28 protein-coding genes are annotated in these 24,714 nt (G+C 73.2%); 11 read left to right on the plus strand and 17 right to left on the minus strand.

Annotated elements, in window-relative coordinates:
• The coding region (locus AAH979_RS38930) for a hypothetical protein (RefSeq protein ID WP_346263124.1) at positions 1-421 on the plus strand (421 nt) is incomplete at its 5' end.
• 105 nt (positions 422-526) lie between these two features.
• Here AAH979_RS38930 and AAH979_RS38935 read toward each other — a convergent pair.
• The 4 genes from AAH979_RS38935 to AAH979_RS38950 form a co-directional block, all read right to left on the minus strand.
• Positions 527-1,195, minus strand: coding sequence for a YceI family protein (locus AAH979_RS38935; protein ID WP_346263125.1), 669 nt, complete (start codon positions 1,193-1,195; stop codon positions 527-529).
• Positions 1,196-1,315: 120 nt separating this feature from the next.
• Positions 1,316-1,630 (minus strand): hypothetical protein, encoded by a 315-nt coding sequence (locus tag AAH979_RS38940; RefSeq protein ID WP_346263126.1) that lies wholly within the window; start codon positions 1,628-1,630, stop codon positions 1,316-1,318.
• Between the two features lie 36 nt (positions 1,631-1,666).
• Positions 1,667-2,761, minus strand: coding sequence for a DUF5937 family protein (locus AAH979_RS38945; protein WP_346263127.1), 1,095 nt, complete (start codon positions 2,759-2,761; stop codon positions 1,667-1,669).
• A 27-nt stretch (positions 2,762-2,788) separates the two neighbouring features.
• Positions 2,789-3,994, minus strand: coding sequence for an amidohydrolase (locus AAH979_RS38950; RefSeq protein WP_346263128.1), 1,206 nt, complete (start codon positions 3,992-3,994; stop codon positions 2,789-2,791).
• Positions 3,995-4,260: 266 nt separating this feature from the next.
• Between AAH979_RS38950 and AAH979_RS38955 the strand changes: the two genes are divergently transcribed.
• From AAH979_RS38955 to AAH979_RS38985, 7 genes are all read left to right on the plus strand, one after another.
• Positions 4,261-5,058 carry an SAM-dependent methyltransferase gene (locus AAH979_RS38955; RefSeq protein WP_346263129.1) on the plus strand — a complete coding sequence of 266 codons (798 nt, stop codon included), beginning with the start codon at positions 4,261-4,263 and terminating at the stop codon, positions 5,056-5,058.
• A gap of 135 nt (positions 5,059-5,193) precedes the next feature.
• Positions 5,194-6,279 carry a hypothetical protein gene (locus AAH979_RS38960; RefSeq protein WP_346263130.1) on the plus strand — a complete coding sequence of 362 codons (1,086 nt, stop codon included), beginning with the start codon at positions 5,194-5,196 and terminating at the stop codon, positions 6,277-6,279.
• Positions 6,279-6,698, plus strand: coding sequence for a hypothetical protein (locus AAH979_RS38965; protein ID WP_346263131.1), 420 nt, complete (start codon positions 6,279-6,281; stop codon positions 6,696-6,698). Before AAH979_RS38960 ends, AAH979_RS38965 begins: the two co-directional genes overlap by 1 nt.
• A 149-nt stretch (positions 6,699-6,847) precedes the next feature.
• On the plus strand, positions 6,848-7,843 hold the full coding sequence (locus AAH979_RS38970; RefSeq protein ID WP_346263132.1) for an ABC transporter ATP-binding protein: 996 nt from the start codon (positions 6,848-6,850) through the stop codon (positions 7,841-7,843).
• Positions 7,840-8,679 carry an ABC transporter permease gene (locus AAH979_RS38975; RefSeq protein ID WP_346263133.1) on the plus strand — a complete coding sequence of 280 codons (840 nt, stop codon included), beginning with the start codon at positions 7,840-7,842 and terminating at the stop codon, positions 8,677-8,679. Before AAH979_RS38970 ends, AAH979_RS38975 begins: the two co-directional genes overlap by 4 nt.
• A gap of 27 nt (positions 8,680-8,706) precedes the next feature.
• The gene (locus AAH979_RS38980) at positions 8,707-10,095 is read left to right on the plus strand and encodes a histidine kinase (protein ID WP_346263134.1); all 1,389 of its coding nucleotides are present in this window, start codon (positions 8,707-8,709) and stop codon (positions 10,093-10,095) included.
• Positions 10,096-10,148: 53 nt separating this feature from the next.
• On the plus strand, positions 10,149-10,775 hold the full coding sequence (locus tag AAH979_RS38985) for a response regulator transcription factor (RefSeq protein ID WP_346263158.1): 627 nt from the start codon (positions 10,149-10,151) through the stop codon (positions 10,773-10,775).
• A gap of 164 nt (positions 10,776-10,939) precedes the next feature.
• Here AAH979_RS38985 and AAH979_RS38990 read toward each other — a convergent pair whose 3' ends face one another.
• The 5 genes from AAH979_RS38990 to AAH979_RS39010 are packed head-to-tail and all read right to left on the minus strand — an operon-like array spanning position 10,940 to position 13,395.
• Entirely contained in the window at positions 10,940-11,542 is a 603-nt protein-coding gene (locus AAH979_RS38990) for a hypothetical protein (RefSeq protein WP_346263135.1), read from the minus strand.
• A 22-nt stretch (positions 11,543-11,564) separates the two neighbouring features.
• Positions 11,565-12,116: a DUF6286 domain-containing protein gene (locus AAH979_RS38995; protein WP_346263136.1), complete on the minus strand. Its 552-nt coding sequence runs from the start codon at positions 12,114-12,116 to the stop codon at positions 11,565-11,567.
• A 1-nt stretch (position 12,117) separates the two neighbouring features.
• Positions 12,118-12,657: a hypothetical protein gene (locus AAH979_RS39000; protein WP_346263137.1), complete on the minus strand. Its 540-nt coding sequence runs from the start codon at positions 12,655-12,657 to the stop codon at positions 12,118-12,120.
• A complete protein-coding gene (locus AAH979_RS39005; RefSeq protein WP_346263138.1) occupies positions 12,654-13,148 on the minus strand; it encodes an Asp23/Gls24 family envelope stress response protein in 495 nt (164 codons plus the stop codon). The genes AAH979_RS39000 and AAH979_RS39005 overlap by 4 nt, the downstream gene beginning before the upstream one ends.
• A gap of 58 nt (positions 13,149-13,206) precedes the next feature.
• The gene (locus AAH979_RS39010; RefSeq protein WP_346263139.1) at positions 13,207-13,395 is read right to left on the minus strand and encodes a hypothetical protein; all 189 of its coding nucleotides are present in this window, start codon (positions 13,393-13,395) and stop codon (positions 13,207-13,209) included.
• A 147-nt stretch (positions 13,396-13,542) separates the two neighbouring features.
• On the opposite strand from AAH979_RS39010, the gene AAH979_RS39015 reads away from it, so the two are divergent.
• Complete coding sequence (locus AAH979_RS39015; protein ID WP_346263140.1) at positions 13,543-14,139, plus strand: MBL fold metallo-hydrolase; 597 nt, start codon at positions 13,543-13,545, stop codon at positions 14,137-14,139.
• 55 nt (positions 14,140-14,194) lie between these two features.
• Here AAH979_RS39015 and AAH979_RS39020 read toward each other — a convergent pair whose 3' ends face one another.
• Together AAH979_RS39020 and AAH979_RS39025 are read right to left on the minus strand one after the other, a co-directional pair.
• Positions 14,195-15,640, minus strand: a complete 1,446-nt coding sequence (locus AAH979_RS39020) for an MFS transporter (RefSeq protein WP_346263159.1) — start codon at positions 15,638-15,640, stop codon at positions 14,195-14,197.
• A gap of 238 nt (positions 15,641-15,878) precedes the next feature.
• The gene (locus tag AAH979_RS39025) at positions 15,879-16,115 is read right to left on the minus strand and encodes a hypothetical protein (RefSeq protein WP_346263141.1); all 237 of its coding nucleotides are present in this window, start codon (positions 16,113-16,115) and stop codon (positions 15,879-15,881) included.
• Between the two features lie 156 nt (positions 16,116-16,271).
• Between AAH979_RS39025 and AAH979_RS39030 the strand changes: the two genes are divergently transcribed.
• A complete protein-coding gene (locus tag AAH979_RS39030; protein ID WP_346263142.1) occupies positions 16,272-17,384 on the plus strand; it encodes a geranylgeranyl reductase family protein in 1,113 nt (370 codons plus the stop codon).
• A 30-nt stretch (positions 17,385-17,414) separates the two neighbouring features.
• Here the strand turns inward: AAH979_RS39030 and AAH979_RS39035 are convergent, their stop codons facing one another.
• The 3 genes from AAH979_RS39035 to AAH979_RS39045 are packed head-to-tail and all read right to left on the minus strand — an operon-like array spanning position 17,415 to position 20,959.
• Positions 17,415-19,706, minus strand: coding sequence for a heavy metal translocating P-type ATPase (locus tag AAH979_RS39035; protein WP_346263143.1), 2,292 nt, complete (start codon positions 19,704-19,706; stop codon positions 17,415-17,417).
• A gap of 14 nt (positions 19,707-19,720) precedes the next feature.
• Positions 19,721-20,716 carry a hypothetical protein gene (locus tag AAH979_RS39040; RefSeq protein WP_346263144.1) on the minus strand — a complete coding sequence of 332 codons (996 nt, stop codon included), beginning with the start codon at positions 20,714-20,716 and terminating at the stop codon, positions 19,721-19,723.
• Positions 20,717-20,749: 33 nt separating this feature from the next.
• Positions 20,750-20,959, minus strand: coding sequence for a copper ion binding protein (locus tag AAH979_RS39045; protein ID WP_346263145.1), 210 nt, complete (start codon positions 20,957-20,959; stop codon positions 20,750-20,752).
• A gap of 126 nt (positions 20,960-21,085) precedes the next feature.
• On the opposite strand from AAH979_RS39045, the gene AAH979_RS39050 reads away from it, so the two are divergent.
• Positions 21,086-21,388, plus strand: coding sequence for a metal-sensitive transcriptional regulator (locus tag AAH979_RS39050; RefSeq protein ID WP_101365859.1), 303 nt, complete (start codon positions 21,086-21,088; stop codon positions 21,386-21,388).
• A 4-nt stretch (positions 21,389-21,392) separates the two neighbouring features.
• On the opposite strand, the gene AAH979_RS39055 is transcribed toward AAH979_RS39050, so the two are convergent.
• The 3 genes from AAH979_RS39055 to AAH979_RS39065 all read right to left on the minus strand — a co-directional run bounded on the left by AAH979_RS39055 (position 21,393) and on the right by AAH979_RS39065 (position 24,703).
• Positions 21,393-21,956: a hypothetical protein gene (locus AAH979_RS39055; protein ID WP_346263146.1), complete on the minus strand. Its 564-nt coding sequence runs from the start codon at positions 21,954-21,956 to the stop codon at positions 21,393-21,395.
• 142 nt (positions 21,957-22,098) lie between these two features.
• Entirely contained in the window at positions 22,099-23,082 is a 984-nt protein-coding gene (locus AAH979_RS39060; protein ID WP_346263147.1) for a serine hydrolase, read from the minus strand.
• Between the two features lie 220 nt (positions 23,083-23,302).
• Positions 23,303-24,703: a glycosyltransferase 87 family protein gene (locus AAH979_RS39065; RefSeq protein WP_346263148.1), complete on the minus strand. Its 1,401-nt coding sequence runs from the start codon at positions 24,701-24,703 to the stop codon at positions 23,303-23,305.
• Positions 24,704-24,714: the final 11 nt, after the last annotated feature.

A 24,714-nucleotide genomic window follows, 5' to 3' on the forward strand; every position in this document is an offset into this window, starting at 1 on the left:
TTTCCAGGTGACAGGTTCCGGGCTGAACTTCCGCCTCGCACCCCTGTTCTACGTGGTCAACCCGTCCCGCTACTACGACCCGACCAAGCCGAACAACCTGGGCCGGATCGTGGACCTGTGCTACACGGACCTCGCGGGTGGCGACTACTGCAACCAGGCCCGGCAGGCCGGGCAGAACCTCGCCTGGGACGACCCGCGCTCGCCGTTCAAGGGCACCCTGCGGGAGTTCCGGCCGGGCACCTTCCAGGTGCAGAACAGCGGCCCGACCACGGTCTACACCGACGTGTACGGCCGCAACGCCTCCAGCACGCCGTTCGCCGGCTCCATCCAGCAGTACTTCTCCGGTAACCAGTCGTCGACCATGTACGTCCGTGGTGCGACCAGGGACTGGGCTGCCAACGGGGTGCACGCGCCGAACTGACGGCAGCACCACCCCATCCGGGCCCGCGGCGGATCCGTCCGTCGCGGGCCCGGCCCCGCACCGGCCGGCAGTTCCCTCCGCCGGCTGCCACCGGACCCGGCCGGGTCAGGACTGCCGGATCGCCTCGCCCGCGATCTCGATCCGCACGCTCTTTCCGACCAGCACGCCGCCGCTGTCCAGGGCCACGTTCCAGACCAGCCCGTAGTCCGCACGCTCGATCTCGGCGGTCGCGCTGAACCCGAAGATGTCCTGCCCGTACGGGTCGCGCCGGGCGCCACCGAACTCCACCTGAAGGTCGACGGGTCGGGTGATCCCCTTGACGGTCAGCTCTCCGGTCAGCACGAACCGGCCGGACGTCCGGTCGGCCTGCGCCGGGACGGTGACCTCGCTGCGTCGACCCGGGCGCTGGCTGCGCAGCCGGGCCCAGTAGAAGATCGAGTCGTTCCGGTCCGGCTGCCACCTGATCCCCGTGCTGCGGTACTCAAGGGTGGGATACCGCACCACGTCGAGGAAGTCGGCGCTGCTCAGGTGCGTGTCCCGGTCGGCATTGCCGGTGCCGATGCTGGCCGCCCGGATCGTCGCGGTCACCGAGGATTCCAACGGGTCCGGCTCGACGAGGATCTGCGCGGTCGCCTCGCCGAACTCACCGCGTACCGGGCTCACCATCATGTGCCGGGCGAGGAACCCGACCCGCTTGTGCGCGGGGTCGAGGAGGTAGGTGCCGGGGGCCGGAATCGTCATGCCCTGCCAGGAGCGTGTGGCGGAACCGGTCATGCTGGTGCTTCCCCCCGGACGGCTGCTGCGCGGTGCGGTGATCTTCCCGCTCACCGGTTCCACAGAGTAGTCAGAGGACCGGCATTACCCCCCTGACCTGGGCGGTGCCCGTGAGGATCATCACTTTCGGTAGCAGTGGCGCGTCTCACTGGCGCACGCCCGGGTGATCGGCGCCACGGTCGACCGCGCCGGCCGGGCAGGGCGCCGCTGCCCGGCCAGCACCGAGGTCGCGGAGACCCCCGGAGCCGGCAGCTCGCGCGGCAGCGGCACGGCGGGCAGCCCGTGGTACGCCTTCATCGGTGTCGGCCGGGAGCCGGGATCGTTCGGCACGAGGTCGTGCCGGCCCCGCGGATCGTCGACGGGCACGTCCCCGCCCCGGCCCGGCTCGTACGACGTCAGCCGGTGCAGCAGCCCGGCGCCCGATTCCAGATCCACCGCCCCATGCTCGCCGGGTCCGCCCCCGGGGTGACCTCAGTACTGCAACGCCGTCGCCACGTCCCGGCCGATCCGTTCGACCGCCGTGAGGTCGAGCCCGTAGAGCACGTAGCGGCCGTGCCGTTCCACCCGCACCAGTCCCAGGTCGCGCAGGACCCGCAGGTGCCGGGAGACCTGGGGCCGGGTCATCGACAGCCGGTCCGCCAGGTCGGCGGTGGTCATCGCCTGCCGGGCGATCAGCCGGCACAGGCGTACCCGACGCGGGTCGGTGAGGGCCAGCAGGCGGCTGCGGGCCAGCGTGACCCCGACCTCCGGCGCCTCGACCGGAAAGTGCACCACCGGCGGCAGCCCCGGCTCGTTCTTCACCAGCAGGTGCGGTGCGCCGTACCGGGTGGGGATGAGCAGGACCGGCGTACGGGACGGACTGATCACCGCGTGGTGCACCTTGTCGAAGACGACCCGGGCCGGCCCGGTCGACGGGGTGGCCGTCCGCGCGGTGGACGGGCTGAGCCCGATCAGGGCGGCCGTCGGACCCTCGTCGGCCAGGCGCTGGCGCACCCGGTGCGCGGCCCGGGTGAGCAGGGGCTCGGTCTCGGTCCAGAGGTCGCCGAAGTAGACCCGGTGGCACAGGTCGAGGAAGTCGAGTACGTCGGCGCGGAGCGCCTCGGGGTCGCGCAACAGGTCCTCGGCGAGACCGAGGTGCGGCTCCGGCAGCCGGGACGCGGCCTGCCGCAGCGCGCCGGCCTGTGCCGGGTCGTGCAGCACCCGGCCGAAGTCGAAGCCGTGGTAGCCGCTGGCGCAGGTGAACGCGGTGAGTTCGGCGAACCGGTGCAGCGGGAGCCGGGCCAGCGGCGCGGCCGGTGCCGTCGTGCCGAGCCGTGGATAAGCCGTACCGAGCCCGGGATAGAAGGCCCGCCAGCGCAGCGCCGTCCACAGTGGTGCGAACCGCAGCAGCCCGGCCCGGAAGGCGGGCGGGGCGGCCCGGCAGACCTCGGCCGCCCAGGACGCGTGCTCGGGATGGTGGAGGTGGCCGGTCAGCACGTGCAGGCTCGCCGCCAGCTCGGCCAGCGGTGACACGACGACGGGGAATCGGTCGGGGCCCACCCCCGCCAGGAGGATCACAACCGACATGACGGTGAGTGTATGGTCGGCAACCCGTCACGCCCGCACCTCGGCCTGCGCCGCGAACGCCGCCCGCGCCGCCGGCAGCAGTTCCGCCCGGGTGAGCAGTTCGGCGACCACCCGGGCCAGTCCGGTCGCCGCGATCTGGGTGCGGTCGTGCGCGAAGGGCGTCGCCGCCGCCTCGCGCATCGCCGCGGAGTGGCTCGGCGTACCGGGGTCGGCGATCTGGATGTACGGGTGGATGACCGGCAGCAGCGTGGAGAGGTTGCCGATGTCGGAGGAGCCCGCCGGGGCGTCCGGGTCACCGGGCAGGATCTCCACCCCGAGCGCCCGTACCGCCGCACCGAACCGCTCGGCGAGCACCGTGTTGTTGCGGCGTTCGGCGTACATCGGGCCGGTCTCGCGGACCGCCGCGGCCGTCCCGGTGGCCAGCGCCGCGCCGTCGGCCGCGTTACGGACCCGTTCGACCAGCGCCTCGACCGAGGTTGCCGTCCGGTCCCGGACGTACAGGTCCACGGCGGCGTGCGCCGGTACGACGTTCGGGGCCGCTCCGCCGTCCGAGACGATGCCGTGCAGCCGTACGGTGGGCGGCACGAACTGGCGCATCGCGTCGACGGCCTGGAGGAACAGTTGGGCTCCGGCCAGCGCGCTGCGGCCCAGCCAGGGGGAGATCGACGCGTGCGCGCTGGTCCCGGTGAAGGCGACCCGCAGGTGCGCCGCGGCCAGTCCGGGGCGGGCGGTCAGCGAACGGTCGCCGGGATGGAACATCAGCGCCGCGTCGACGCCGTCGAAGACCCCGGCCTCGGCCAGCCGGACCTTGCCGGCGCCGCCCATCTCCTCACCGGGGGTGCCGAGCACCGCGACGGTGCCCGGATGGTCGGGCAGCGCGCGGACGACCGCGATCGCCGCCGCGGCGGCACCGGCCGCGATGAGGTTGTGCCCGCAGCCGTGCCCGACACCCGGCAGCGCGTCGTACTCGGCGAGAACCGCGACGTACGGCCCGGGACGGCTGCCCGCGTGCTCGGCCGCGAAGGCGGTCTCCAGCCCGCCCAGTGGCGCCCGCACCGTGAAACCCGACGCGGCGAGCCAGTCGGTCAGCAGCTTCCGGGCGTGGAACTCGGTGAACTTCAGCTCCGGCCGCGCGTGGATGGCGAGGCTGACCGCCTCCATCCGGGGCCGGAGCGCGGTGAGGGCGGTGGAGAGGATCTCCAGCGCGGGGGTTGCGGTGGACACGGTGGACATGGGGACTCCCGTCGTAACCGGCGATCAGGGCGGCGCGCGGTGGAGCAGTGCCGCGCCGTCAGGTACTCCGAGACTGCGACCGCCCGGGCCCGGGTGGCCGCGGATTGCCGCGGCCGAGGTAACCGTCGCCGGAGGGCCGGGTGGCTCGCCCGCGACCCATCTCTGGCAGCGTGGTGAGAAAAACTCGCAACCGCGTCGCGGGTACGATGTCGATCTCGTCGCGCACCGTCTTGTGCCGGACGGTCCTCTCGCATTGGAGCCTGGCCATGGCCGACCTGGATCCCGAGCTCGCTGCCAGGTTGCAGTTCGAGGTGCCGCACGCGGCGCGGATCTGGAACTACTGGATGGGCGGCAAGGACAACTTCCAGGCCGACCGGGCCGCCGGGGCCGCCGTCGCAGAGGTCTACCCGGAGATCGTCGTCATGGCCCGGCAGTCCCGGCGCTTCCTCATCCGGGCCGTGCGCTACCTGGCCGCCGAGGCGGGCGTCCGGCAGTTCCTCGACGTCGGCACGGGCCTGCCCACCATGCAGAACACCCACGAGGTCGCCCAGCAGGTCGCGCCGGAGTCCCGGATCGTCTACGTCGACAACGACCCGATGGTGCTGGTGCACGCCCGCGCCCTGCTGGCCAGCACCACCTCCGAGGGGCTGACCAACTACGTGCACGCCGACTACCACGATCCGGAGAGGATCCTCGCGAAGGCGGCCGAGGCGCTCGACTTCCGGAAGCCGGTCGCGGTGATGTTCATGGGCGTACTGGGCTACGAGCCCGACCTGGACGTCGTACGCTCCATCGTGGGCCGGATACTGGAACCCGCCGCCTCCGGCAGCCACCTGGTGCTCTGGGACGGCAGCGACACCAGCCCGGCGGTGGTCGACGGCGCCGACAAGCTGGTGGAGAGCGGCGGAGCTCCCTACATCCTGCGCAGCCCCGAGCAGCTCGCGAGTTGCTTCGAGGGCCTGACCATGGTGGAACCCGGCCTGGTGCCGATCACGCAGTGGCGCCCGGACGACGCCGAGGCCGAGCACATCGACGCCTACGGCGCCGTGGCCCGCAAGCTCTGACCGAGGTCCCCGGCGGCCCGGGGGAGTTTTCCGACACTGCCGTTCTGGCGACAGAACAATATGAACGTTCCTCGATAGCTTCGGTGTGGCACTCGAGAGCCGGTCCTGATTTGCTTCGCATCAGATGGGACATCCATGCGACTACGACCATCTCTTCGGACCACCACCGCGACGATCGTCATCCTGGCCGCCACCGTCCTGTCGTCGACGCTGACGACCGCGGGCGCCGCGGCCGCACCCGTGGACCCGGCCGGGGTCAGCTCGACGTCGGTCACGCTCAGCCCGGAGGCCGCCGCGCTGGGCAGCACTCCGGAGATCGCCCTCGCCCGGTTCTGGACGAAGGAGCGCATCGCCGCGGCCAGGCCGGCCGACAACGGCGTCTCGCTCGCCGAACTCCGCAAGACCGCGCAGAGTTCCGTACTCGGTGAGACCGCCGTGGCCGGTCTGCCGCCGCGCGCCGCCGCGACCAACCTGCACGGCCAGTCCGGTGCCGGGCCGGCCAAGGCCGCCCGGGGCGACGCGTCCGTGATGGCGGGCCCGACCGGTACCTCCTGGCCGTGGCGGCACGACTTCGTGTCGCTGACCAACGGCAAGGTGCTCTACGAGCACAACGGAGGGCTCTGGCACTGCTCGGGCGTGGTCGTCAGCAGCGAGGCCCGCAACACCGTGTTCACCGCGGGACACTGTGTGCACGAAGGCTCCGGCGGTGGCTGGCAGAACACCAACTGGACCTTCATCCCGGACTACTACTACGGGGACCGGCCGCTCGGCACCTGGACCGCCCGGGAGTTGTGGTCGCTCAACGGCTGGATCAACGACGGCGACCGGGCGTACGACGTCGGGGTCGCGGTGATGCACCTGAACGCCGGGCGCCGGCTCGCCGACGTCACGGGCAGCCAGGGCATCCGGATCAACGGGCCGTCGACCCCGTCGGTGTGGCACTTCGGGTTCCCGCTGAACTCCCCGTTCGACGGCGAGGACCTGATCACCTGCGACGGCGCGACGTCGCTCCGGTACGTCCTCTGGGGCGACCTCAAGCTGGCCTGCACCATCCAGGGCGGTGGCAGTGGCGGCGCCTGGTTGGCCGACTTCAACGGTGACTCGGGCTACACGATCAGCGTCAACAGTTACCACGTCGGCAACGACCTGACGCAGATCTACGGGCCGTACTTCGGTGACGGGGTCTCGAACCTTTACGCTGCGGTGCGTAATCTGAGCTGATGCGTTCCGTACGCCGCCGGGTTGCCGCCATGGTCGTGCTCTCGACCGTGGCGGCAACGCCGGCGGCGTGTGCGGGCGCGGACCGCAGCGGCGGCGGGCCGGCCTCGTCCCGGGTGGTTCCGGCGCTGAGCCTCACCCTGGAGCGCAGTCCGGCACCCGGCGACCGCGAACTGCGGATCCGGGTGGCGATGTCGGGGCTGGCCGACGGCATCGACCGGGTCGAGCAGCGCCGCGACGGTGACCAGGTGGGCCTGCTGGTCTGGGTGCGGGAACGGGCCCCGGGCCCGGCCGAGGAGGTGCCGAACTCGGCGCGGGTCGAGAGCACCGCCGTACCGCTCGGCGCGCCGGTCGGCACCGCCCGGGTGGTCGACCTGTCCACCCAGCCGCCGCGGCCGGTCCCGGTGGTCCCGGCCGGCTGACCGTCGGCGCCCGCCGGTGGCGGCACCGGGCGGCTGCCGTCGCCGCGCTGCCCGACTGACATTCGTCACGGGTGCGACCGGGTGCGCTGCACGGAAAGCGGTGATCGGTGGCACTGCCGACGGTGACCGGTGTCCCGAAGAATCGAGCCATGAACCAGACGATGACGGCCACCGACCCGGGACTCGCGCCGCCCGACCCGACCGTCGTCCAGGTCAGCGACCTACGACGACGGTACGGCGGCAGCGGCGGCTTCGAGGCGGTGCGCGGGGTCTCCTTCTCGGTCGGCCAGGGCGAACTGTTCGCGCTGCTCGGCACGAACGGTGCGGGCAAGACCTCCACCCTGGAACTGGTCGAGGGGCTGGACCGGCCCAGCGGCGGCACGGTCCGGGTCTTCGGGCGGGACCCGTACCGGGACCGGGCGGCGGTGCGGCCGCGCACCGGGGTGATGCTCCAGGAGGGCGGCTTTCCCGCCGACCTGACCGTGGCGGAGACCGCCCGGATGTGGGCCGGTACGCTGCCCGACCCGCAACCGGTCGACCGGGTGCTGGAGCTGGTGGACCTGCGCCACCGGGCGCGTACCCAGGTCAAGCAGCTCTCCGGCGGCGAGCGACGCCGGCTCGACCTGGCGATGGCCATCCTCGGCCGGCCGGACGTGCTCTTCCTCGACGAGCCGACCACCGGGCTGGACCCGGAGAGCCGGCACAACACCTGGCAGTTGGTCCGGGCGCTGCTCGTCGACGGCCTCACGGTCCTGCTCACCACGCACTATCTCGCGGAGGCGGCGGAACTCGCCGACCGGCTGGCGATCATGCACCAGGGCCGGATCGTCACGGCCGGTACCGTCGCCGAGGTGGTGGCCGCGCACCCGGCGCGGATCAGCTTCGCGCTGCCGGACGGGCTCGACCCGGCGGAGTTGCCAGCGCTGCCCGGGGCCCAGCCGCCGCCGGCCGGTGCGCCGCCCACGCCCTCCGGCCGGCTGACCCTCTACACCGACGCGCTGCAGCCCGCGCTGACCACGCTGCTGGGCTGGGCCAACGGGCGCGGCCTGGACCTGGCCGGGCTGGACGCCCGCTCCGCGTCCCTGGAGGAGGCGTTCCTCGCGGTGGCGCATTCCGGTGGATCGGTCGAGGAGGAGGTCCGATGACGGCACCGGCGGAGGTGACCAGTGGCGGCGGCCTTCTCCGGCGGCTCGGGCTCGGCCCGGTGAGCCTGCGCCGGATCGGCGCGCTCGGCCGGGCGGAACTGGTCCTGCTGCTGCGCAACAGGACCGCCGCGACCACCGCGCTGCTGCTGCCGCTGGCCACGGTGGGGCTCTTCTCGACCTTCCTCAGCGGCGACGGGCACGTCTCCACCGGAGCGCTGCTCGCCACCAGCATGTTCGGCTTCGTCCTGCTCTACGTCGTCTACTACAACCTGGTGACCACCTACGTGGCCCGGCGCGAGGAGCGGGTGCTCAAGCGGCTGCGTACCGGGGTGGTCACCGACGGCGAGATCCTGGTCGGCACGGCGGTCCCGGCCCTGGTGCTGGCCCTGGCCCAGGTGGTGCTCACCGTCGTCGCGGCGACGGTCTTCTTCGACCTGCCGGTGCCGGTCAACCTTCCGCTGCTGCTCCTCGCGGTCCTGGCCGGCGGTGCCGTCTTCGTCCTGCTCGCGGCCGCGTCGTCGGGCTTCACCAGGACGGTGGAGACCGCACAGATCACCACGATGCCGGTGCTGATCCTGTCGATGATCGGGTCGGGCTTCACCGGATCGGTGGACTCGCTCCCGGACGGGGTCGCCAGGGTGTTCCAGATGCTGCCGCTGACTCCGGTGCTCGAACTGGTCCGGCTCGGCTGGGTCGGCACCACCGGCGCCGAGGCGCCGCGCGACTTCGTCGGCGTACTGGCCGAGGCGGGGCGACCGGCGCTGATCATACTGTTGTGGCTGGCCGTCGGCGTCTCGGCGACCCGCCGCTGGTTCCGCTGGGACACGCGACGCTAGTCCAGGTCGGACGCGAGGAGGTCCCGGATGCGTGAGCTGGTCGGCTGGTGGACCGGACGCGGTCAGCCCGAACGGTTCGACCTGGTCACCCGGGCCACCCTCTATCTGGTCTCGGCGACCGAGCCGATCGCGCTGTTCAACGCGACCGGTGCCGGGTGGCCGACGGCCGGCCGGATCGCGGTACTCGGGTTCGGCACCACACACATGGTGCTCTGCCTCCTCGCCGTACGGGCCGGGGTCGACCACTTCCTCGGCCGCCGGGACCGCCCCACCCGGCTGGTCGTGGCCGCGGGGTGGCTGGCCCTGGTCACCATCGTCGCCGCCGAGGTGACCAACGCCCTGACGGGCGCGCAGCCCGGCTCCGCCGGGTGGACGTTGCCGGTGACGGTGCTGGTCTCGTGCTATTTCCTCGGCGCGCTCTGCACCGTGGCCCCACCCCGGTACGCCTTCGGCGGGGCCGTCGGGCTGGCCGGCGTCGTACTGCTGGTCGGACTGGTCGACCGGGCGCCGGCCGGGTTGCTGCGCTCGTCGGTCTGGGCGCTGTTCTTCGGCTTCGTCGTGCTGCTCTCCACCTTCCGCTGCTCGCTGTGGATGCTCGGGGTGCTCTGGGAGCTGGACCGGTCCCGGGGAAACCAGGTCCGGCTGGCGGTGGCCGAGGAACGGCTGCGGTTCGCCCGGGACCTGCACGACGTACTCGGCCGGAACCTGGCGGTGATGGCGTTGAAGAGCGAACTGGCCGCGCAGTTGGCGAAGCGGGACCGGCCCCGGGCCGTGGAGGAGATGCTGGAGGTGCGCCGGATCGCGCAGGACTCGCTGACCGAGGTACGCGAGGTCGTCCGGGGTTACCGCTCCACCGACCTGGACGCGGAACTGGCCGGCGCCCGCGCCGTGCTCACCTCGGCGGGGGTGCGGTGCCGGGTGTTGGGGGAGGGGCACGACCTGAGCCCGCAGGCGCAGAGCGCGCTCGGCTGGGTGGTCCGGGAGGGCACCACCAACGTGTTGCGGCACAGCGAGGCGTTGACCTGCACCGTCTCGGTGCGCCGGGACCGACCGGCGGCAGACCCGGACCGACCCGGAGCAGCCGACGACGCCTCTTCCCGGTACGCCCCCGATCCGCCCGACGGCGCATGCCTGGTGACCCTGGTCATGGAGAACGACGGCGTACGTCCCGGCGGCCCGCCGGTGTTCGGCAACGGACTGCTCGGGCTCAGCGAGCGGCTGGCGCCGTTCGGCGGCCGGGTGACCGCCACCCGACCGGGCCCGGACCGGTTCCGGCTGACCGCACAGTTACCGCTGACCGCGGCGCCGCCGTCCGCCGAGGTGCGCTCCGGTGCGGTGTCCGGCGATGCGCCGTCCGGCGGGGCCCCGTCCGGCGAGGCGCCCGACTCCGTCCCGGCACAGTGGAGCCGATCGTGACCGGCCGGCCAGGACCGCCGGAGCCGGAACCCGCCGTGCGGGACGGCGAACGGATCGGGGCCGGCTCGCCGGAGCCGATCCGGATCCTGCTCGCCGAGGACGAGCACCTGATCCGTGGCGCCCTGACCGCGCTGCTCGGGCTGCATGACGACCTGGTGGTGATCGGCCAGGCGGCAACCGGTACCCAGGCGCTCTCGCTGGCCCGGGCGCTGCGGCCCGATGTGGCCCTGCTCGACCTGCAGATGCCGGAGCTGGACGGCATCGCGGTCGCCGAGGCGATCCGGGCCGAGGTGCCGGGCTGCCGGACGATGATCGTCACCAGCCACGGCCGGCCCGGGCACCTCAAGCGGGCGCTCGCGGTCGGGGTACGGGGCTTCCTGCCGAAGACGGTCTCCGCCGAGGTGCTCGCCGACGTGGTCCGCAGCGTGCACCGCGGCGGCCGGTACGTCGATCCCCAGTTGGCCGCCGAGGCGATCAGCGCCGGCGACAGCCCGTTCACGCCCCGCGAGGCCGACGTGCTGGAGTTGGCGGCGGACGGCGCCCCGATCGAGGAGATCGCCCAGCGGATCTCGCTCTCACCAGGGACGGTGCGCAACTATCTCTCCTCGGCGGCGGGCAAGGTCGGTGCCGCCAACCGGCACGAGGCGGTGGCCATCGCCCGCCGGTACGGCTGGCTCTGACCCGCCGCGCCGGTTACGGCTGGCTCTGACCCGCCGCGCCGGTACGGCTGGCTCTGACCCGCCGCGCCGGTACGGCTGGCTCTGACCCGCCGCGCCGGTACGGTGTTCGGCCACCCGCTCGGCGGTGCGACCGTGGCCGGGTCGCGCAGCCGGGCTGGCCGCGGTCAGTGCACCCGGATCGGGCCGGCGGCGTCGATCCGGGCGGTCACCTCCAGCCGGCGCGGCGCCAGCCCGGAGGTGGCCCGGAACCTCTCGACCGCCGCTGCCACGTGTTCCCGGACGGCGGTCAGCCCGGCCCGGGAGTTGAGCTGCAACTCGATCCAGAGTTCCGGCCGGGGCGCCGTGCCGGCCAGCGTGACCGAGGCCCGGCGGACCTGCGGATCCCGGGCGAGGTCGCGTTCGAGGCCGCGGGCCAGCCGGGCACCCCGGACGCGGGTGGCGCCGGGCAGCGCCGGACCGGCGGCCGCGGTCTGACCGGTGACGGACCGCAGGTCGAGGTCGCCCAGCACCGGGTACCGGCGGGCCCGGAGCACCCGGCCGAGCAGCTTCGACCCCAGCCAGGCGAAGAAGGTGCCGAGCACGCCGAGGATGACCAGACCCCACGGGTCGAGATCGCGCCAGGTGCGGAGCAGACCCGACCAGAGCAGCGGTGCCTGGTTGTCGACGCCGGCCAGGTGTCCGAGGCTGGCGATCAGCCCGACCACGCCGATGGCGGTGAGCACCAGGCCGACCACCGTCCAGAGCACCCGGATGGCGCTGTTCGTCATGCCGGCTCTCCAGGCTGCCGCATCAGCCCTCCACCCGGGGTACGTCGGTCCGTGGCCGGCTGCCCGACCGGATCATCTGCACGCCGACGTGGTCGTGCGGCGAGGCGCCGAGGCGTTCCAGTTCGCGCCGGACGGTGAACTCCACCGCCATGCTGACCGAGGCGTCGCCGACCGCCCGGATCCGGGTCCGCCAGCCGAGGCCCTCGCGGCGGACCCGGGCGCTCGCCGACTCGACTCCAGGTACCGCATTCGCGGCCGTCGCCAGTTGCCGTTCCACCGAGCGGCGCTGCAGGTGCCAGCCGTCGGCGAGCCGGGTGGGTAGCCGGTCGGGCTTCCAGCGGATCAGCTGTCCCCACAGGATCAGCAGCCCGAGTACGCCGGCGGCGACGATTCCGGTCCGCACCCAGGGATCCTCCAGCCGGGTACCGGTCAGCGTGCGGTACCAGGCCGCCCGGTCGACGACCACCGACTCCCGGTCCAGGGCCACCGCGAAGACCTCCACGATCAGCAGCAGCCCGCCGCCCAGCAGAGCGCAGCCGAGCAGCAGGGCGGCGAGCCGGTTGACCAGGCGCATCTCAGCTCCCGTCCACCGGGACCGGCAGGTCGATGTCGTCGACGACCACCTCCACCGACGGCTGCTGACCGAAGCCGGCCAGTACGCCCCGGACCGCCACCTGGATCTGCTCGGCCACCGGGGCGATCGGCACCGGGCCGAGCCCGACATGCACCTCGACCGGGTCCCCGAGCCGGATGCCGACGACCTTGCCGCCGGGAAACAGGGTGGCCACCTCCACGCCGGTACCGGCGGTCAACCCGGTCACGCCGGGAACCCCGAGTACCGCGTCCCGGATCTTCCCGGCGACCGTGGCCTGGTCGGCGACGGTGACCGGTGCGGCCTCGGGAGCCGGGGTGGCGGTCGCCCGGCCGCTCTCCGGAGTCGCCGTCCCGGTGTTCGGGGCCTCCGCCGTCGCCGGGTTGGTCCGCGGCGAGGTGCGGCGGTTACGGGTGTCGCGGCTGTTCGTCGCGCGGCCGGACTCGGCGGTGGTCCGGCCGTTGCGGCTGGTGCCGCTCTGCGCCGCCCGGCTGGTGCCGCTCTGCGCCGCCCGGCTGGTCATTGCGCCCGCTGCTGGCCGTCGTCGCCGTCCTGGTCGCCCTCGACGAAGACGTCGTCGACGTTGATGTTCACCTCGACGACCCGCAGGCCGGTCATCGCCTGTACCCGGTCGACGACGTTGCGGCGTACCGCCTCGGAGACCTCGACGATGCTCTGGCCGTAGAAGGTGACGATGTCCAGGTCGATCGCTGCCTCGCGCTCGCCAACCTCGACGGAGACGCCCTGCCGGATGGTCTCGCCGCCGCCCGGGACGAGACCGCGGAGCTGTCCGACCCGCCGGGCCAGGCCGGCGCCCATCGAGCGGACGCCCGGAATCTCCCGCGCGGCGAATCCGGCGATCTTGGCGACCACGCCCTCCGCGATGCGGGTCTTGCCGGACTCGGTGGTCAACTCGGCCCGGGCCGGTCCACCGCCGTCCGGCGTGGCCATCGGGCCCGGCGTGGCCGCCTGTGTCCGGTTGTCGCTCCTGGTGGCGGTACTGCTGTCAGCCATCGCCTGTCCTCATCTCCTGCCGATGCCGGGTCGATCCGGTGCGGGTGGCCTGCACCGCTCAGCGCCGTCGGGACGCGGTCGCCCGGTCGGCCAGGCCGGCAACGCTGAGATCACCGTCGATCACCCGTACGGCGAGCCACCCGACCAGGCCGGCGAGCACGGCACCCGCCGCCGCTCCGAAGCCGGCGACGGCCCATACCGCCGCGACGAGGAAACCGACGACGAAACCGAACTGTTGGCGTGACATGCGTTCCTCCCCGGCTGGGTGCGGCAGGTCGGCAGTGCTTACACGCTGGGGGAGAACTCGAACCCCGCCGAACCGACGACATATGTGATCTGCGTCACTCCGCCTGCGGTGATCATGAGCGTCCGGGGTGGCGGGTAGCGTGACCGGGTGCGGCTCACCAAGTACACCCACGCCTGCGTACGGCTCGAACACTCCGGCGGGGTCCTGGTCATCGATCCCGGCGTCTGGAGCGAGCCGGCGGCGCTGCGCGGTGCCGACGCGGTCCTCGTCACGCACGAGCACACCGACCACGTCGACGTGCTGCGGCTGGCCGGCCTCGGCGTCCCGGTCTACGCCCCGGCCGGGGCGGACATCCGCGACCTCGACCTGCACCCCGTCGCACCGGGGGAGGAGTTCACCGCCGCCGGCCTGCGGGTACGCGCCTTCGGCGGTCGGCACGCCACCATCTACGGCGGCCAGCCGGACTGTCCCAACCTCGGATACCTCGTCGAGGGGCAGGTCTATCATCCCGGCGACTCGGTGCACCAGCCGGACGTGCCGGTGCAGACGCTGCTCGTACCGGTGCAGGGGTCCTGGCTGAAGACCGCCGAGGCGATCGACTTCGTCCGGGCCGTCGCACCCGAACGGGCGTACGGCATCCACGACGCGCAGGTCAACGACCGGGGGTTGCGGAGCGTGCACGGGTGGCTCGCCGAGGAAACTGGCGGCTGCTACCGCTGGCTCACCCCGGGCGAGACGGCCTGACGCACCACCGCCGGCAGGGCGGTACGCCCGGCAGGCGGACCGGTCCGCGTGCTGGTCACCTGGTGCGGCCGGGTCCGGCCGGGGTGCCGGGCCGCTCGGTCCAGCTGTCCACGATCGCCGCGACCAGCGCGACCACGACGAAGCCGATGGTGGCCAGCAGGGCGTCCCGGAACGCCCGCGACCAGCCGTCGTGGGTGGCGGCCAGGGTGCTGAAGAAGATCGCGCCGACTCCGGCGATGCCGGCGGCGGCGCCGATGCGCTGGCCGGTCTGCAACATTCCGGCCGCGCTGCCGGCCTGGCCGACCGGCACCTCGGAGAGGGTGAGGTTCTGGTTGGGCGTGATCACCAGCCCGCTGCCGAGCCCGGCGACCAGCAGTGGCAGGGCGGTCGCCAGCGGCGCGCCGCGCCCGGGCACGAAGTGCAGGGCCAGGATCACGGCGCCGAGTCCGAGCGCCACGGTGGCCAGGCCGATCGCGACCAGCGGCCGGCCGAACCGGTTGACGATCCGGCCGCCGAGTGCCGCGGTGACCGCCGAGCCGAGCGCGAACGGCGTGATCGCCAGGCCGGCCTCCAGGGCGGTGTAGTGCAGCCCGGCCTGCAGATAGAGGGTGAAGAGGAAGAAGACCGCGACGAAGCCGCCGAAGTAGAGCAGCCCGATCAGGGTGCCGAGCGAGTACGACCGGAGCCGGAACAGGGCCAGGTCGAACAGCGGCTCCCGGCGGCGCCGGTACCGCAGTTCCCAGCCGACGAAGCCGAGCAGCACCAGCAGCCCACCCGGGATCAGCAGCCACTTGAGCGGCCCGTGCCACTGCCGTTGTTGCACCAGCGGCAGCAGCAGCAGGACGACACCGAGTCCCAGCAGCAGTACGCCGAACGGGTCGAGATCCTTCCGTCCGGCCCGCCGCCCGGGACCGGCCGGCAGCAGCCGCCAGGCAAAGGCGATCGTGGCGATGCCGACCGGGACGTTGACGAAGAAGACCAACCGCCAGCCGAGATGTTGGCCGCCGAGTTCGATCAGGGCGCCGCCGAGCAGTGGACCGACGCCGGTGGAGATGCCGATGGTGGCGCCGAGCAGCCCGAACGGACGGCCCCGGGCCGCGCCCCGGTATAGCTGCTGGATCAACCCGATCACCTGGGGGTTCACCAGTCCGGCCGCCGCGCCCTGCAGCAGTCTGGCGCCGATCAGCCAGGCCGGCGACTCGGCCAGTCCGGCCGCCGCGCTGGTCAGGGTGAACAGCGCGAGACCGAGCATGAAGACGTTGCGCCGGCCCCGGGCGTCACCGAACCGGCCGGCGGGGACCAGCATCAGGCCGAAGGTCAGCGCGTAGCCGGAGAGGATCCACTGGAGATCGCTCGGGTCGGCGTGGATGGCCCGGTCGATCGAGGGGATCGCGACGTTCACGATGCTCACGTCCAGCAGCGTCATGAACGCGGCGACCAGTCCGATGGTCAGGATCTGCCGGCGCCGCCGGACGGCTGTCCGCTCGTCCAGCCCGGCCAGTGGATCCGGTTCCAGTCTTGCCGGTCCGGCCCGGTCGCCCGGTCCGGGCCGGCCGGCACGATCCGGTGGATTGCCTTGTGCCGCGCTCAATCGGGCCTCGCTGACTGGTGCCGCGTCCGAGTCGTGGGCCGCGAACGGTGACCACCGGGGACAGACTAGCGCAAACCGCCCCAATGCACGGTCGCTGACCTGCCCGGTGGTTCGTCGTCCCGCCGCCCGGCCCGATCGGCCGGGCAGCTCAGGTGAGCTGCTGCGAGCACCAGCGCGGACCGAAGTCCAGACCCTCCATCGGGGAGTCCTCGCGGTGCAGCAGGTTCTTCTCGCCGAGCACGTGCAGCGGCGTCGTCAACTGGTCCGGTGGCAGGCCAACCTCCTCCGCGATGGCCTCCGGGAACGGCACCTGTCCCCGGGCCTCCAGGGTGGTGACCGCCTGGTACACCCGCTGTTCGATGTCGGTGAGATGTAGCTGTTGCATGGTGACCTCCTCGCCCGCACACCGCGCACGGGCAGTTCGCGAGGCCGCGATTACCCACCGAGACGGCGTTGATGCACTCGGGTAACAGATCCGCCACGATCGTCGGCCGGCGTCCCGTTCCCGGAGCCGACCGGGCGGTCGCCTAGGCTGCTACCCGTGATCTGGGACGTGGCCGTGATCGGGGCTGGACCGGCCGGGCTCTCCGCCGCGTTCGCCGCCGCCCAGGCCGGAGCGCGGACGGTGGTGCTGGAGAAGTCCGAGCACCCGCGCTACAAGACCTGCGGCGGTGGTCTGATCGGCACCTCGCTGGCGGCCGCCGCCGCGCGGATCGAGGTACCCGCCGACGACCGGGTGGACCGGGTGACGTTCACCGCCGACGGCCGGCGGGAGTTCACCCGGCGGCACCGGCCGGGGCAACTCCTCACGATGGTGCGGCGGGAGGAGTTCGACGACCGGCTGCGGGGCGCCGCCGTCGGCGCGGGCGCCGTACTCCGGCAGCGGATCGCGGTGCGTGGGATTGAGCAGGACCCCGACGGGGTACGGGTCCGGCTCGCCGACGGCACCGAACTGCGTGCCCGGGTGGCGGTCGGCGCCGACGGCTCGGCCGGGGTGACGGCCCGCCAGGTGGGGGTGGAGTACGCGCAGGTCGACCTGGGGCTGGAACTGGAGATCCCGATCCCCGCCCCGCTCCAGCAGCGCTGGCGCGGCCGGTTGCTGCTGGACTGGGGCCCGCTGCCCGGGTCGTACGCCTGGGTCTTCCCCAAGGGCGACCGGCTCACCGTCGGCGTGATCGCCGCGCGGGGCGAGGGAGAGCGGACCCGGCGCTACCTGCGGCGGTTCGTCGAGCGGCTGGGCCTGTCCGGCCTGGAGCCGGCGCACGACTCCGGGCACCTGACCCGGTGCCGGGCCGACGACTCCCCGCTGCGGCACGGCCGGGTGCTGGTCGCCGGGGACGCGGCCGGCCTGCTGGAGCCGTGGACCCGGGAGGGGATCAGCTTCGCGCTGCGTTCCGGTGCGCTGGCCGGCGCGGCCGCGGCCGGCGGTGACCTCGACGGGTACGTCCGGGCGGTGCACGACCAGCTCGTCCCGCCGATGCGGGCCGGGCACCGGATTCTCGCCGCCTTCTCCCGGCATCCGCAGGTCTTCCACACCGCCCTGGCCACCCCGCCCGGCTGGCGGATGTTCACCGCCTTCTGCCGGGGCGAGACCAGCTTCGACCGCACCCTGGAACGCCGCCGGGTACGCGCCGCGCTGGCTCTGCTCGGCTGACTGACCCGCCCCGGCGGCGCCCACCTGCGGCTATCTGCCGGCGGCGACCGCCCGGTCGTCCTGGTACGGCCGGAAGCGGCGCAGCCGTAGCGAGTTGCCGACGACGAAGACCGAGGAGAAGGCCATCGCCGCACCCGCGATCATCGGGTTGAGCATCCCGATCGCGGCCAGCGGCAGCGCGGCGACGTTGTAGGCGAACGCCCAGAACAGGTTGCCCCGGATCACCCGTAGCGTCGCCCGGGACAGCCGGATCGCGTCGACGGCGGCGGTCAGGTCACCGCGTACCAGGGTCAGGTCGGCGGCCTCGATCGCGACGTCCGTACCCGTGCCCATGGCCAGCCCGAGATCCGCCTGGGCGAGCGCGGCGGCGTCGTTGACGCCGTCCCCGACCATCGCCACCACCCGGCCCTCGGCCTGGAGCCGTTTGACCACGTCGAGCTTGTCGGCCGGCAGCACCTCGGCGATCACCTCGTCGATGCCGACCTCGGCGGCGACCGATCGGGCGACCGCGTCGTTGTCGCCGGTGAGCAGCACCGGGGTGAGGCCGAGCCGGCGCAGCCCGGCGACCGCCTCGCGGCTGGTCGGCTTGATCGCGTCGGCCACCACCAGCGCCCCCCGGACCCGGCCGTCCCAGCCGGCCAGCACCACGGTCCGGCCGGCGGCCTCGGCGTCCGCGACCGCCGCGCCGAGCGGGGCGGGCAGCTCCAGGTCGCGGTCGGCCAGCAGGCGGGCCCGGCCCACCGTGACGGCGCGGCCGTCGACGGTACCGGTCACGCCGAGCCCCTCGACGTTGGCGAACCCGTCGACCTCGGGATGCGCCCCGGTCCGCTCGGCGGCGGCGCTGGCGACCGCGCGGGCGATCGGGTGCTCGGAGGCGTTCTCCAGGGCGCCGGCCAGCCGCAGCAGCTCGTCCGGGTCCTGACCGTCGGCCGGGAGGATCTCGGTCAGCGTCATCCGCCCGGTGGTGACGGTGCCGGTCTTGTCCAGCACCACGGTCTCCACCCGCCGGGTCGACTCCAGCACCTCCGGACCCTTGATCAGGATGCCGAGCTGGGCACCCCGGCCGGTGCCGACCAGCAGCGCGGTGGGGGTGGCGAGCCCGAGGGCGCACGGGCAGGCGATGATCAGCACCGCGACGGCGGCGGTGAACGCCGCGGTGACGCCGTCCCCGGAGCCGAACCAGAAGCCGAGGGTGGCGACGGCGAGGGCGATCACGATCGGTACGAACACCCCGGAGATCCGGTCCGCCAGGCGCTGCACCTGGGCCTTGCCGGTCTGGGCCTGTTCGACCAGGGTCGCCATCTGGGCGAGCTGGGTCTCCGCACCGACCCGGGTGGCCCGGACGACGAGCCGACCTCCGGCGTTGACCGTCGCCCCGACCACCTGGTCGCCGGGGCCGACCTCCACCGGCACCGACTCCCCGGTGAGCATGCTGATGTCGACGGCGGACGACCCGTCCTCGACCACACCGTCGGTGGCGATCTTCTCGCCGGGGCGGACCACGAAGCGGTCGCCGACGGCGAGCTGGCCGACCGCGATCCGGCTCTCGACGCCGTCGCGGAGCACCGTCACCTCCTTGGCGCCGAGTTCGAGCAGGGCCCGCAGGGCGGCACCGGCCCGGCGCTTGGACCGGACCTCGAAGTAGCGGCCGGCGAGGATGAAGAGCGTGACCCCGGCCGCCGTCTCCAGGTAGATGTTGCCGGCGCCGTCGCTCGGACCGATGTCGAGGCTGAACGGATGCGTCATGCCGGGCGTACCGGCGGTGCCGAGGAAGAGCGCCCACACCGACCAGCCGAACGCGGCGAGCGTACCGAGCGAGATCAGGGTGTCCATGGTGGCGGCGCCGTGCCGCAGGTTGATCCAGGCCGCCCGGTGGAACGGCAGCCCGCCGTACGCCACGACCGGCGCGGCGAGGGTGAGCGAGAGCCACTGCCAGTAGTCGAACTGCCAGGCCGGCACCATCGCCAGGGCGATCACCGGTACGGTCAGCACCAGCGACACCAGCAGCCGGGTCCGCAGCGTCCGCAGCTCGTCGACGGGTGCCGCCGACTCCGACCCGGGATCGTCGGCCGGTCGGGGCGGCGGTGGCAGTGCGGCGGTGTAGCCGGTCTTCTCCACCGTGGCGATGAGCTCGTCCGGGGTACGGGTGTCGTCGAAGGTGACCGTCGCCTTCTCGGTGGCGTAGTTGACCGTGGCGGTCACTCCGTCCAGCCGGTTGAGTTTCTTCTCGATCCGGCTGGCGCAGGAGGCGCAGGTCATCCCGCCGATCTTCAGTTCGATCCGGTTGGGCGCCATGGGTGGTCGTCCGGCGACCGGTGCCATTCCTGCCTCCTGGGCTAGTTGTGTCCGTGGCCGGGCTCGCCGTGCCCTGGCTCGTCCGCTCCGGTGGTGGCCGTCGGCGCGGGCGGGTCGGGTGTCGCTCCGCCGCCCGGGGTGCCGGTGGGTGCTGGCTGGGCCGGCGTGCCGGCGGTCAGGGTGAACTCGGCGGTCCGGACGGTGCCGCCGTGCTGGAAGTCGAGATACAGCCGGTAGCTGCCGGCCGAGGGGACGTCGGCGAAGAAGGTGATCTCGGGACCGGCGGGCGTCCGCCCGTCACCGGGCTCGCCGTCCGGGTGTACGTGCAGGTACGCCAGGTCACCCTCGCGGAGCGCGACCAGGTGGCCGTACGCGCCGAGGTAGGGCTGCAGGTCGGTGACCGGTCGCCCGTCGCGGCTGACGGTCAGGGTCAGTTCGCTGGTCTGTCCCGGCGTCAGGGCACCGTCCAGGCGTACCTGGTATCCGTCCACCACGGCGGTCGGGGCGGGTGCCGGCAGCGGCCGGGGTTGGAAGTCGCCGCCCACCGCGACGTCGAGCCCGAGGGTCAGTGCCTCCGCGCCGCTGGGCGTGAAGTCGGCGAACGCCCGCCAGCTCCCGGGACCGCTCAACGGCGAGGCGACCCGCCAGGTGCCGTCGGCGGTCATCTCCGGGTGCACGTGCCGGAAGCCGGACAGGTCCCGGCGGGCGACGATCAGGTGCATGCGCTTGTCGTGTTCCACGTCGTAGCCGGTCACCGGCTGCCCGTCCGGCCCGATGATCCGGAACGCGAACTCGCCGGCCGGGGCCGGTACGCCGGTCAACGTGTAGCCCCGGTCGGAGACGAGCAGCCCGCCCGGTAGCCGCGGTGCGGTGCTCGCCCCGGTGCCGGTGCCGTGTCCGGTGGAGTGGGCGGAGTCGGTCGAACTGCTGGAGTCGGCGGTGCGTACGGGGCCGGCGAGCTGGCCGGCCCCGTACGCCGCGCCGAACACTGTCGCGAGCCCGAGCGCGAAGGCGCCCAACTTCGTCGCGGTGTTCATCGTGCTACCTGATTTCTGCTGGATCGAGCACGGTCATGAGGTGACGAGTTCGTAGCCGGCCTCGTCGACGGCGGCGCGGAGCTGCTCCGGGTCCACCGGGTCGTTGCTGGTGACGGTGACCGCGCCGGAGGCCAGGTCGACGCTGACCTCGGTCACGCCGGGGATCGCCCCGACCTCGGTGCTGACGGCGCTGACGCAGTGGCCGCAGGTCATCCCCTTGACCTGGTAGCTCTGGGTGATCATTGCAGTTCTCCCTTCCCGGACCCAGCCTATACCCGAGGGGGGTATCTGCCGGGCGAATTTACCCCTCGGGGGTATCCGTACACCAGGACCGTAGCATACCCCTGGGGGGTTAGCTATGCTTGGCGCATGACGACACCTGCGGAAACCCCGACTCGCGGCTACACCGCCAGCAAGGACCAGTTGCTCGCGCGGCTGCGCCGGGTCGAGGGGCAGGTCCGCGGGATCGAGCGGATGGTCGAGGACGACCGCTACTGCATCGACGTGCTGACCCAGATCTCCGCCATCCAGGCGGCGCTGGACAAGGTCGCGCTCGGGCTGCTCGACGGGCACGCCCGGCACTGCATGCACGAGGGCGCCGCCGAGGGCCGGGCCGACGAGATGGCCACCGAGATGATGGCAGCCGTCGGGCGCCTGATGAAGCGCGGCTGACCGGTCAACGTCGAGCCGGGTCGGCCCGGCCCTCCGGACCGGGCGTCGGGAACAGGTCGACCTGCTCGCCGAGTTCCACGTCCCCGGCCAGGTGGGCCGGCGCCGGCCGTTCGGTCGCCGGCAGCCTTGAATACCGCCGCCCGGATCCCTCCCGGTCCGGCCGGGAGGTGACCCGGAACGGCACCATCGCGATCGGTGCCGGCGGCGGCTCGAATCTGCGGTCGCCCCAGCGCAGCCAGATGGCGATCCGGCCGGCCGCCGCCTCCAGCCTGAGCTTGTCGACCGAACGCTGCCGGTCGGAGTGGTCGACCTCGACCACCACCGGCGCGCCGTCCGGCCGTGCACAGCCCACATCCACTATGGAGTGCCGGTGCTCGTACGGCGGTGGCAGCGGCATCACGCTGGCGGCCCGCCGGTACACCCGCCAGCCCTGTGCCATGGCCCAGGCCGCCACCGAGTCGATCAGCAGCACTGTGACCTCGTCACTCGTCTGGTCGGTGAAGGTCAGCCGGCCCAGCCAACCAGTCAACGCGGCGCCGATCCGGGCGCCCTCCTCGGCCTGGTCCACGAAGCGACGGTACCGCGCGGGTGTCGGGTAATCCTCCGGTGCGGGCGTCGATGTCGCGCCACGAGCCCCTGTGGCGTCAGGTTGAGCGACGGTGGTGGGCCCAGCAGACCATACCGCGCCCGTCGTCGGAGCGTGTGGCGCGTCACCCCAGCGCGGGCAGGACGACCCGCTCCAGCAGCGTCACCGGAGTCCGCCACTGGTCGGGGTCGTCGTAGTTGCCGGCGGTGATGGCCACGGCGAGATCCAGGTCCGGTAGGACGATCAGGCGTTGACCACCGTTGCCGATGCCGGAGACGACTCGATGGCCGGCGATGGTTTCCAGGTACCAGTGGTATCCGTACTCGCCGCCCCAGCCGGTCGGCAGGCGGGGCCGGAACATCGTGTCGAGCCAGCCGGCGGGTACGATCCGGCGGCCGTCCCACGCTCCTCCGGCGAGCACCACCTCGCCGATCCTGGCCAGGTCACGCGGGGTGAGCCGGAGACCGGACGCGGCCGAGGCCACCCCGTCCGCGCCGGTCGTCCACTCGAGGTCGTGGATGCCCAGCGGTGCGAACAGGGCCGTCCGGCCGTACTCCGCCAGCGGCTGCCCGGTGCCGTCGGCGATGAGCCGGCCGAGCAGCGCCGTCGCGCCTCCGCAGTAGGTCCACCGGGTACCAGGTGGCTCGACGACCGGCCGGGACAACACGTAGCGGTACCGGTCCGGCGCCAGTTCCATCGCGATCTCGGCGTTGGTCGGGTTGTCGTACGGAAGCTCTTCGCGCCATTCCAGGCCGAGGGACATCGTCAACGCGTGCTCGACGGTGAGCCCGGCCCGTGCGGAATCGGCCGCCAGGTCAGGGTACTCGGGGAACTGTCGCAGCAGCGGCGCCCCGGTGTCGGGGACCAGGCCGTCGCCGAGCGCGATGCCGTACAGCAGCGCGGTCACGCTCTTGGTGACCGACCGGACATCGTGCAGCGTCCTCGGCCCGAACTCGACGACGCCCAGCGAGGTGTTCCAGACGAAGTCCTCGCCCACGCCGTAGTACTCCAGCAGGGTCTCGCCGCCACGGACCGCCACGGCGGCGTGCAGCCCGTCGATCCGACCTTCCCGGAGCGTCTCTGCCAGTCGGTCGTGCAACTCTTTCATGGGGCACCTCCTCGCAGGGCAAGGACTCCTATGATCCGGCACGCAGGCGAGGGACCGGGGGCCCCGAACCGGGCCGCAGGCGCGGTCAGGGGGTGAGGATGACTTTGCCGGTGACGGTTCCGGATTCGGCGAGGCGCAGGGCGTCGGCGGCGCGGGCGAGGGGAAGGTCCACGCCACCGTCGACACGGCGTGACCACACCGGTCGACGATCTCGGTACTGCTACGGCTTCGTTCCGGACTCCGGCTTCGGGACGAGCGGCGCGGCACCGGGCGGGAGCGGCGCGCCGCGCTGCCGGAGACCGCCCGGTGGATCGGAGACGGGGCGTACCGGACCGCGCCGCCCGGCCCGGCGCAGGTGGACCGGGAGGTAGCCGAGCCCGGCGAGGCCGACCAGTACGTAGAGGTTGCTGTAGAGCAGGCCCCAACCCCGGAAGTGCAGGTCCCAGCCGTGCAGGCCGGCGAGCACCCAGCTCGTGCCGGCGACGAAGACGAGCCAGCTCAGGCCGGCGGCCGCGAGCCCGAGCCGGCTGCGGCACCACCAGGCCCGGACGGCCAGCAGCACCAGCGCGGGTACGCACCAGACCCAGTGGTGGTGCCACGAGACGGGCGAGACCAGGACGCCGGTCGTCGCGCAGGCGAGAACGCCGAGCAGTTGCTCCCCGGCCCGGGCGCAGTACGCCGCGACCGCCATCCCGAGCGCCGCGACCAGGAGGGCCACCGGTAGCCAACCGGTACCCGGATCGGCGGAGTCGGTCAACCGGGCCAGCGCGCCGGCCAGCGACTGGTTCAGGATCGTCCGGGGATCGGCGGTGACCCGCGAGGTGTCGAAGAGCGCGCCCGTCCAGAACCGTACCGAGTCGTCCGGCCGCCAGGCGAACCCGAGCGCGACCGTGGCGGCGAACCCGCCGACCGCGGTGCCCGCCGCCCGGAACCGGCCGGTGGCGAGCAGGTAGACCACGAATACCAGCGGGGTGAGCTTGATCCCGGCGGCGATCCCCACGCCGAGGCCGGACCACCGGCGCCGGGGGTCGCCGGTCAGGTCGCGCAGCACGAGCAGCATCAGGAAGAGCCCGACCTGGCCGGCCTGGAGGTGCCCGGAGACCGCGAACATCGGCAGCGCGGCGGCACCGCCGACCAGCGTCGGCAGCGCGCGGCGCTCCGCCGGCACGCCGGTGGCGCGGAGCGTGAGCCGGACGGCCGCCAGCAGCGCGAGGACCGAGGCGAAGGTCCACAGCCCGACCGCGACCGGCACGCCGAGCGGCACGAGCGGCTGGAACAGCAGGGCCGCGAACGGCGGGTAGGTGAAGCCCAGCGCGATGCCGTCCGTGCCCCGGTGGCTGGCCTGGTAGAGACCGCCGTCCCCGGACGCGGCGGCCGAGGCTCCCGCCTGGTACGTCGCGAGGTCGCCCCAGAAGCTTCCGGTGCGGTGCTGCACCGCCACCGCAGCGGCGGCGACCAGCAGCGGAAGCAGCACCAGACCGGCTCTCGGGTACGCCTGCCGGCGCGGGCGGCGGCGCGGCCCGGCCGGTGCCGACGGGGCCGGTGTGCGCGGGTCCGGCTGGCGGCGCGGCGGTGGATGGCCGGCCTCGTCGGGGTTGGCGCCCAGATAGGTACTGGTCACGGCGCTTCCTC

The organism is Plantactinospora sp. ZYX-F-223 (assembly GCF_039649625.1).
Lineage (GTDB): Bacteria > Actinomycetota > Actinomycetes > Mycobacteriales > Micromonosporaceae > Plantactinospora.

Coding starts and splice junctions, on each gene's coding strand:
- AAH979_RS39035 (WP_346263143.1), bottom strand. CDS start 19,706: ATGGCACCGGTCGCCGGACGACCACCCATGGCGCCCAACCGGATCGAA.
- AAH979_RS39005 (WP_346263138.1), bottom strand. CDS start 13,148: ATGGCTGACAGCAGTACCGCCACCAGGAGCGACAACCGGACACAGGCG.
- AAH979_RS38980 (WP_346263134.1), top strand. CDS start 8,707: ATGCGTGAGCTGGTCGGCTGGTGGACCGGACGCGGTCAGCCCGAACGG.
- AAH979_RS39040 (WP_346263144.1), bottom strand. CDS start 20,716: ATGAACACCGCGACGAAGTTGGGCGCCTTCGCGCTCGGGCTCGCGACA.
- AAH979_RS38950 (WP_346263128.1), bottom strand. CDS start 3,994: ATGTCCACCGTGTCCACCGCAACCCCCGCGCTGGAGATCCTCTCCACC.
- AAH979_RS39050 (WP_101365859.1), top strand. CDS start 21,086: ATGACGACACCTGCGGAAACCCCGACTCGCGGCTACACCGCCAGCAAG.
- AAH979_RS39000 (WP_346263137.1), bottom strand. CDS start 12,657: ATGACCAGCCGGGCGGCGCAGAGCGGCACCAGCCGGGCGGCGCAGAGC.
- AAH979_RS38955 (WP_346263129.1), top strand. CDS start 4,261: ATGGCCGACCTGGATCCCGAGCTCGCTGCCAGGTTGCAGTTCGAGGTG.
- AAH979_RS38975 (WP_346263133.1), top strand. CDS start 7,840: ATGACGGCACCGGCGGAGGTGACCAGTGGCGGCGGCCTTCTCCGGCGG.
- AAH979_RS39060 (WP_346263147.1), bottom strand. CDS start 23,082: ATGAAAGAGTTGCACGACCGACTGGCAGAGACGCTCCGGGAAGGTCGG.
- AAH979_RS38990 (WP_346263135.1), bottom strand. CDS start 11,542: ATGACGAACAGCGCCATCCGGGTGCTCTGGACGGTGGTCGGCCTGGTG.
- AAH979_RS39010 (WP_346263139.1), bottom strand. CDS start 13,395: ATGTCACGCCAACAGTTCGGTTTCGTCGTCGGTTTCCTCGTCGCGGCG.
- AAH979_RS38960 (WP_346263130.1), top strand. CDS start 5,194: ATGCGACTACGACCATCTCTTCGGACCACCACCGCGACGATCGTCATC.
- AAH979_RS38995 (WP_346263136.1), bottom strand. CDS start 12,116: ATGCGCCTGGTCAACCGGCTCGCCGCCCTGCTGCTCGGCTGCGCTCTG.
- AAH979_RS38965 (WP_346263131.1), top strand. CDS start 6,279: ATGCGTTCCGTACGCCGCCGGGTTGCCGCCATGGTCGTGCTCTCGACC.
- AAH979_RS38935 (WP_346263125.1), bottom strand. CDS start 1,195: ATGACCGGTTCCGCCACACGCTCCTGGCAGGGCATGACGATTCCGGCC.
- AAH979_RS38970 (WP_346263132.1), top strand. CDS start 6,848: ATGAACCAGACGATGACGGCCACCGACCCGGGACTCGCGCCGCCCGAC.
- AAH979_RS39045 (WP_346263145.1), bottom strand. CDS start 20,959: ATGATCACCCAGAGCTACCAGGTCAAGGGGATGACCTGCGGCCACTGC.
- AAH979_RS39025 (WP_346263141.1), bottom strand. CDS start 16,115: ATGCAACAGCTACATCTCACCGACATCGAACAGCGGGTGTACCAGGCG.
- AAH979_RS38945 (WP_346263127.1), bottom strand. CDS start 2,761: ATGTCGGTTGTGATCCTCCTGGCGGGGGTGGGCCCCGACCGATTCCCC.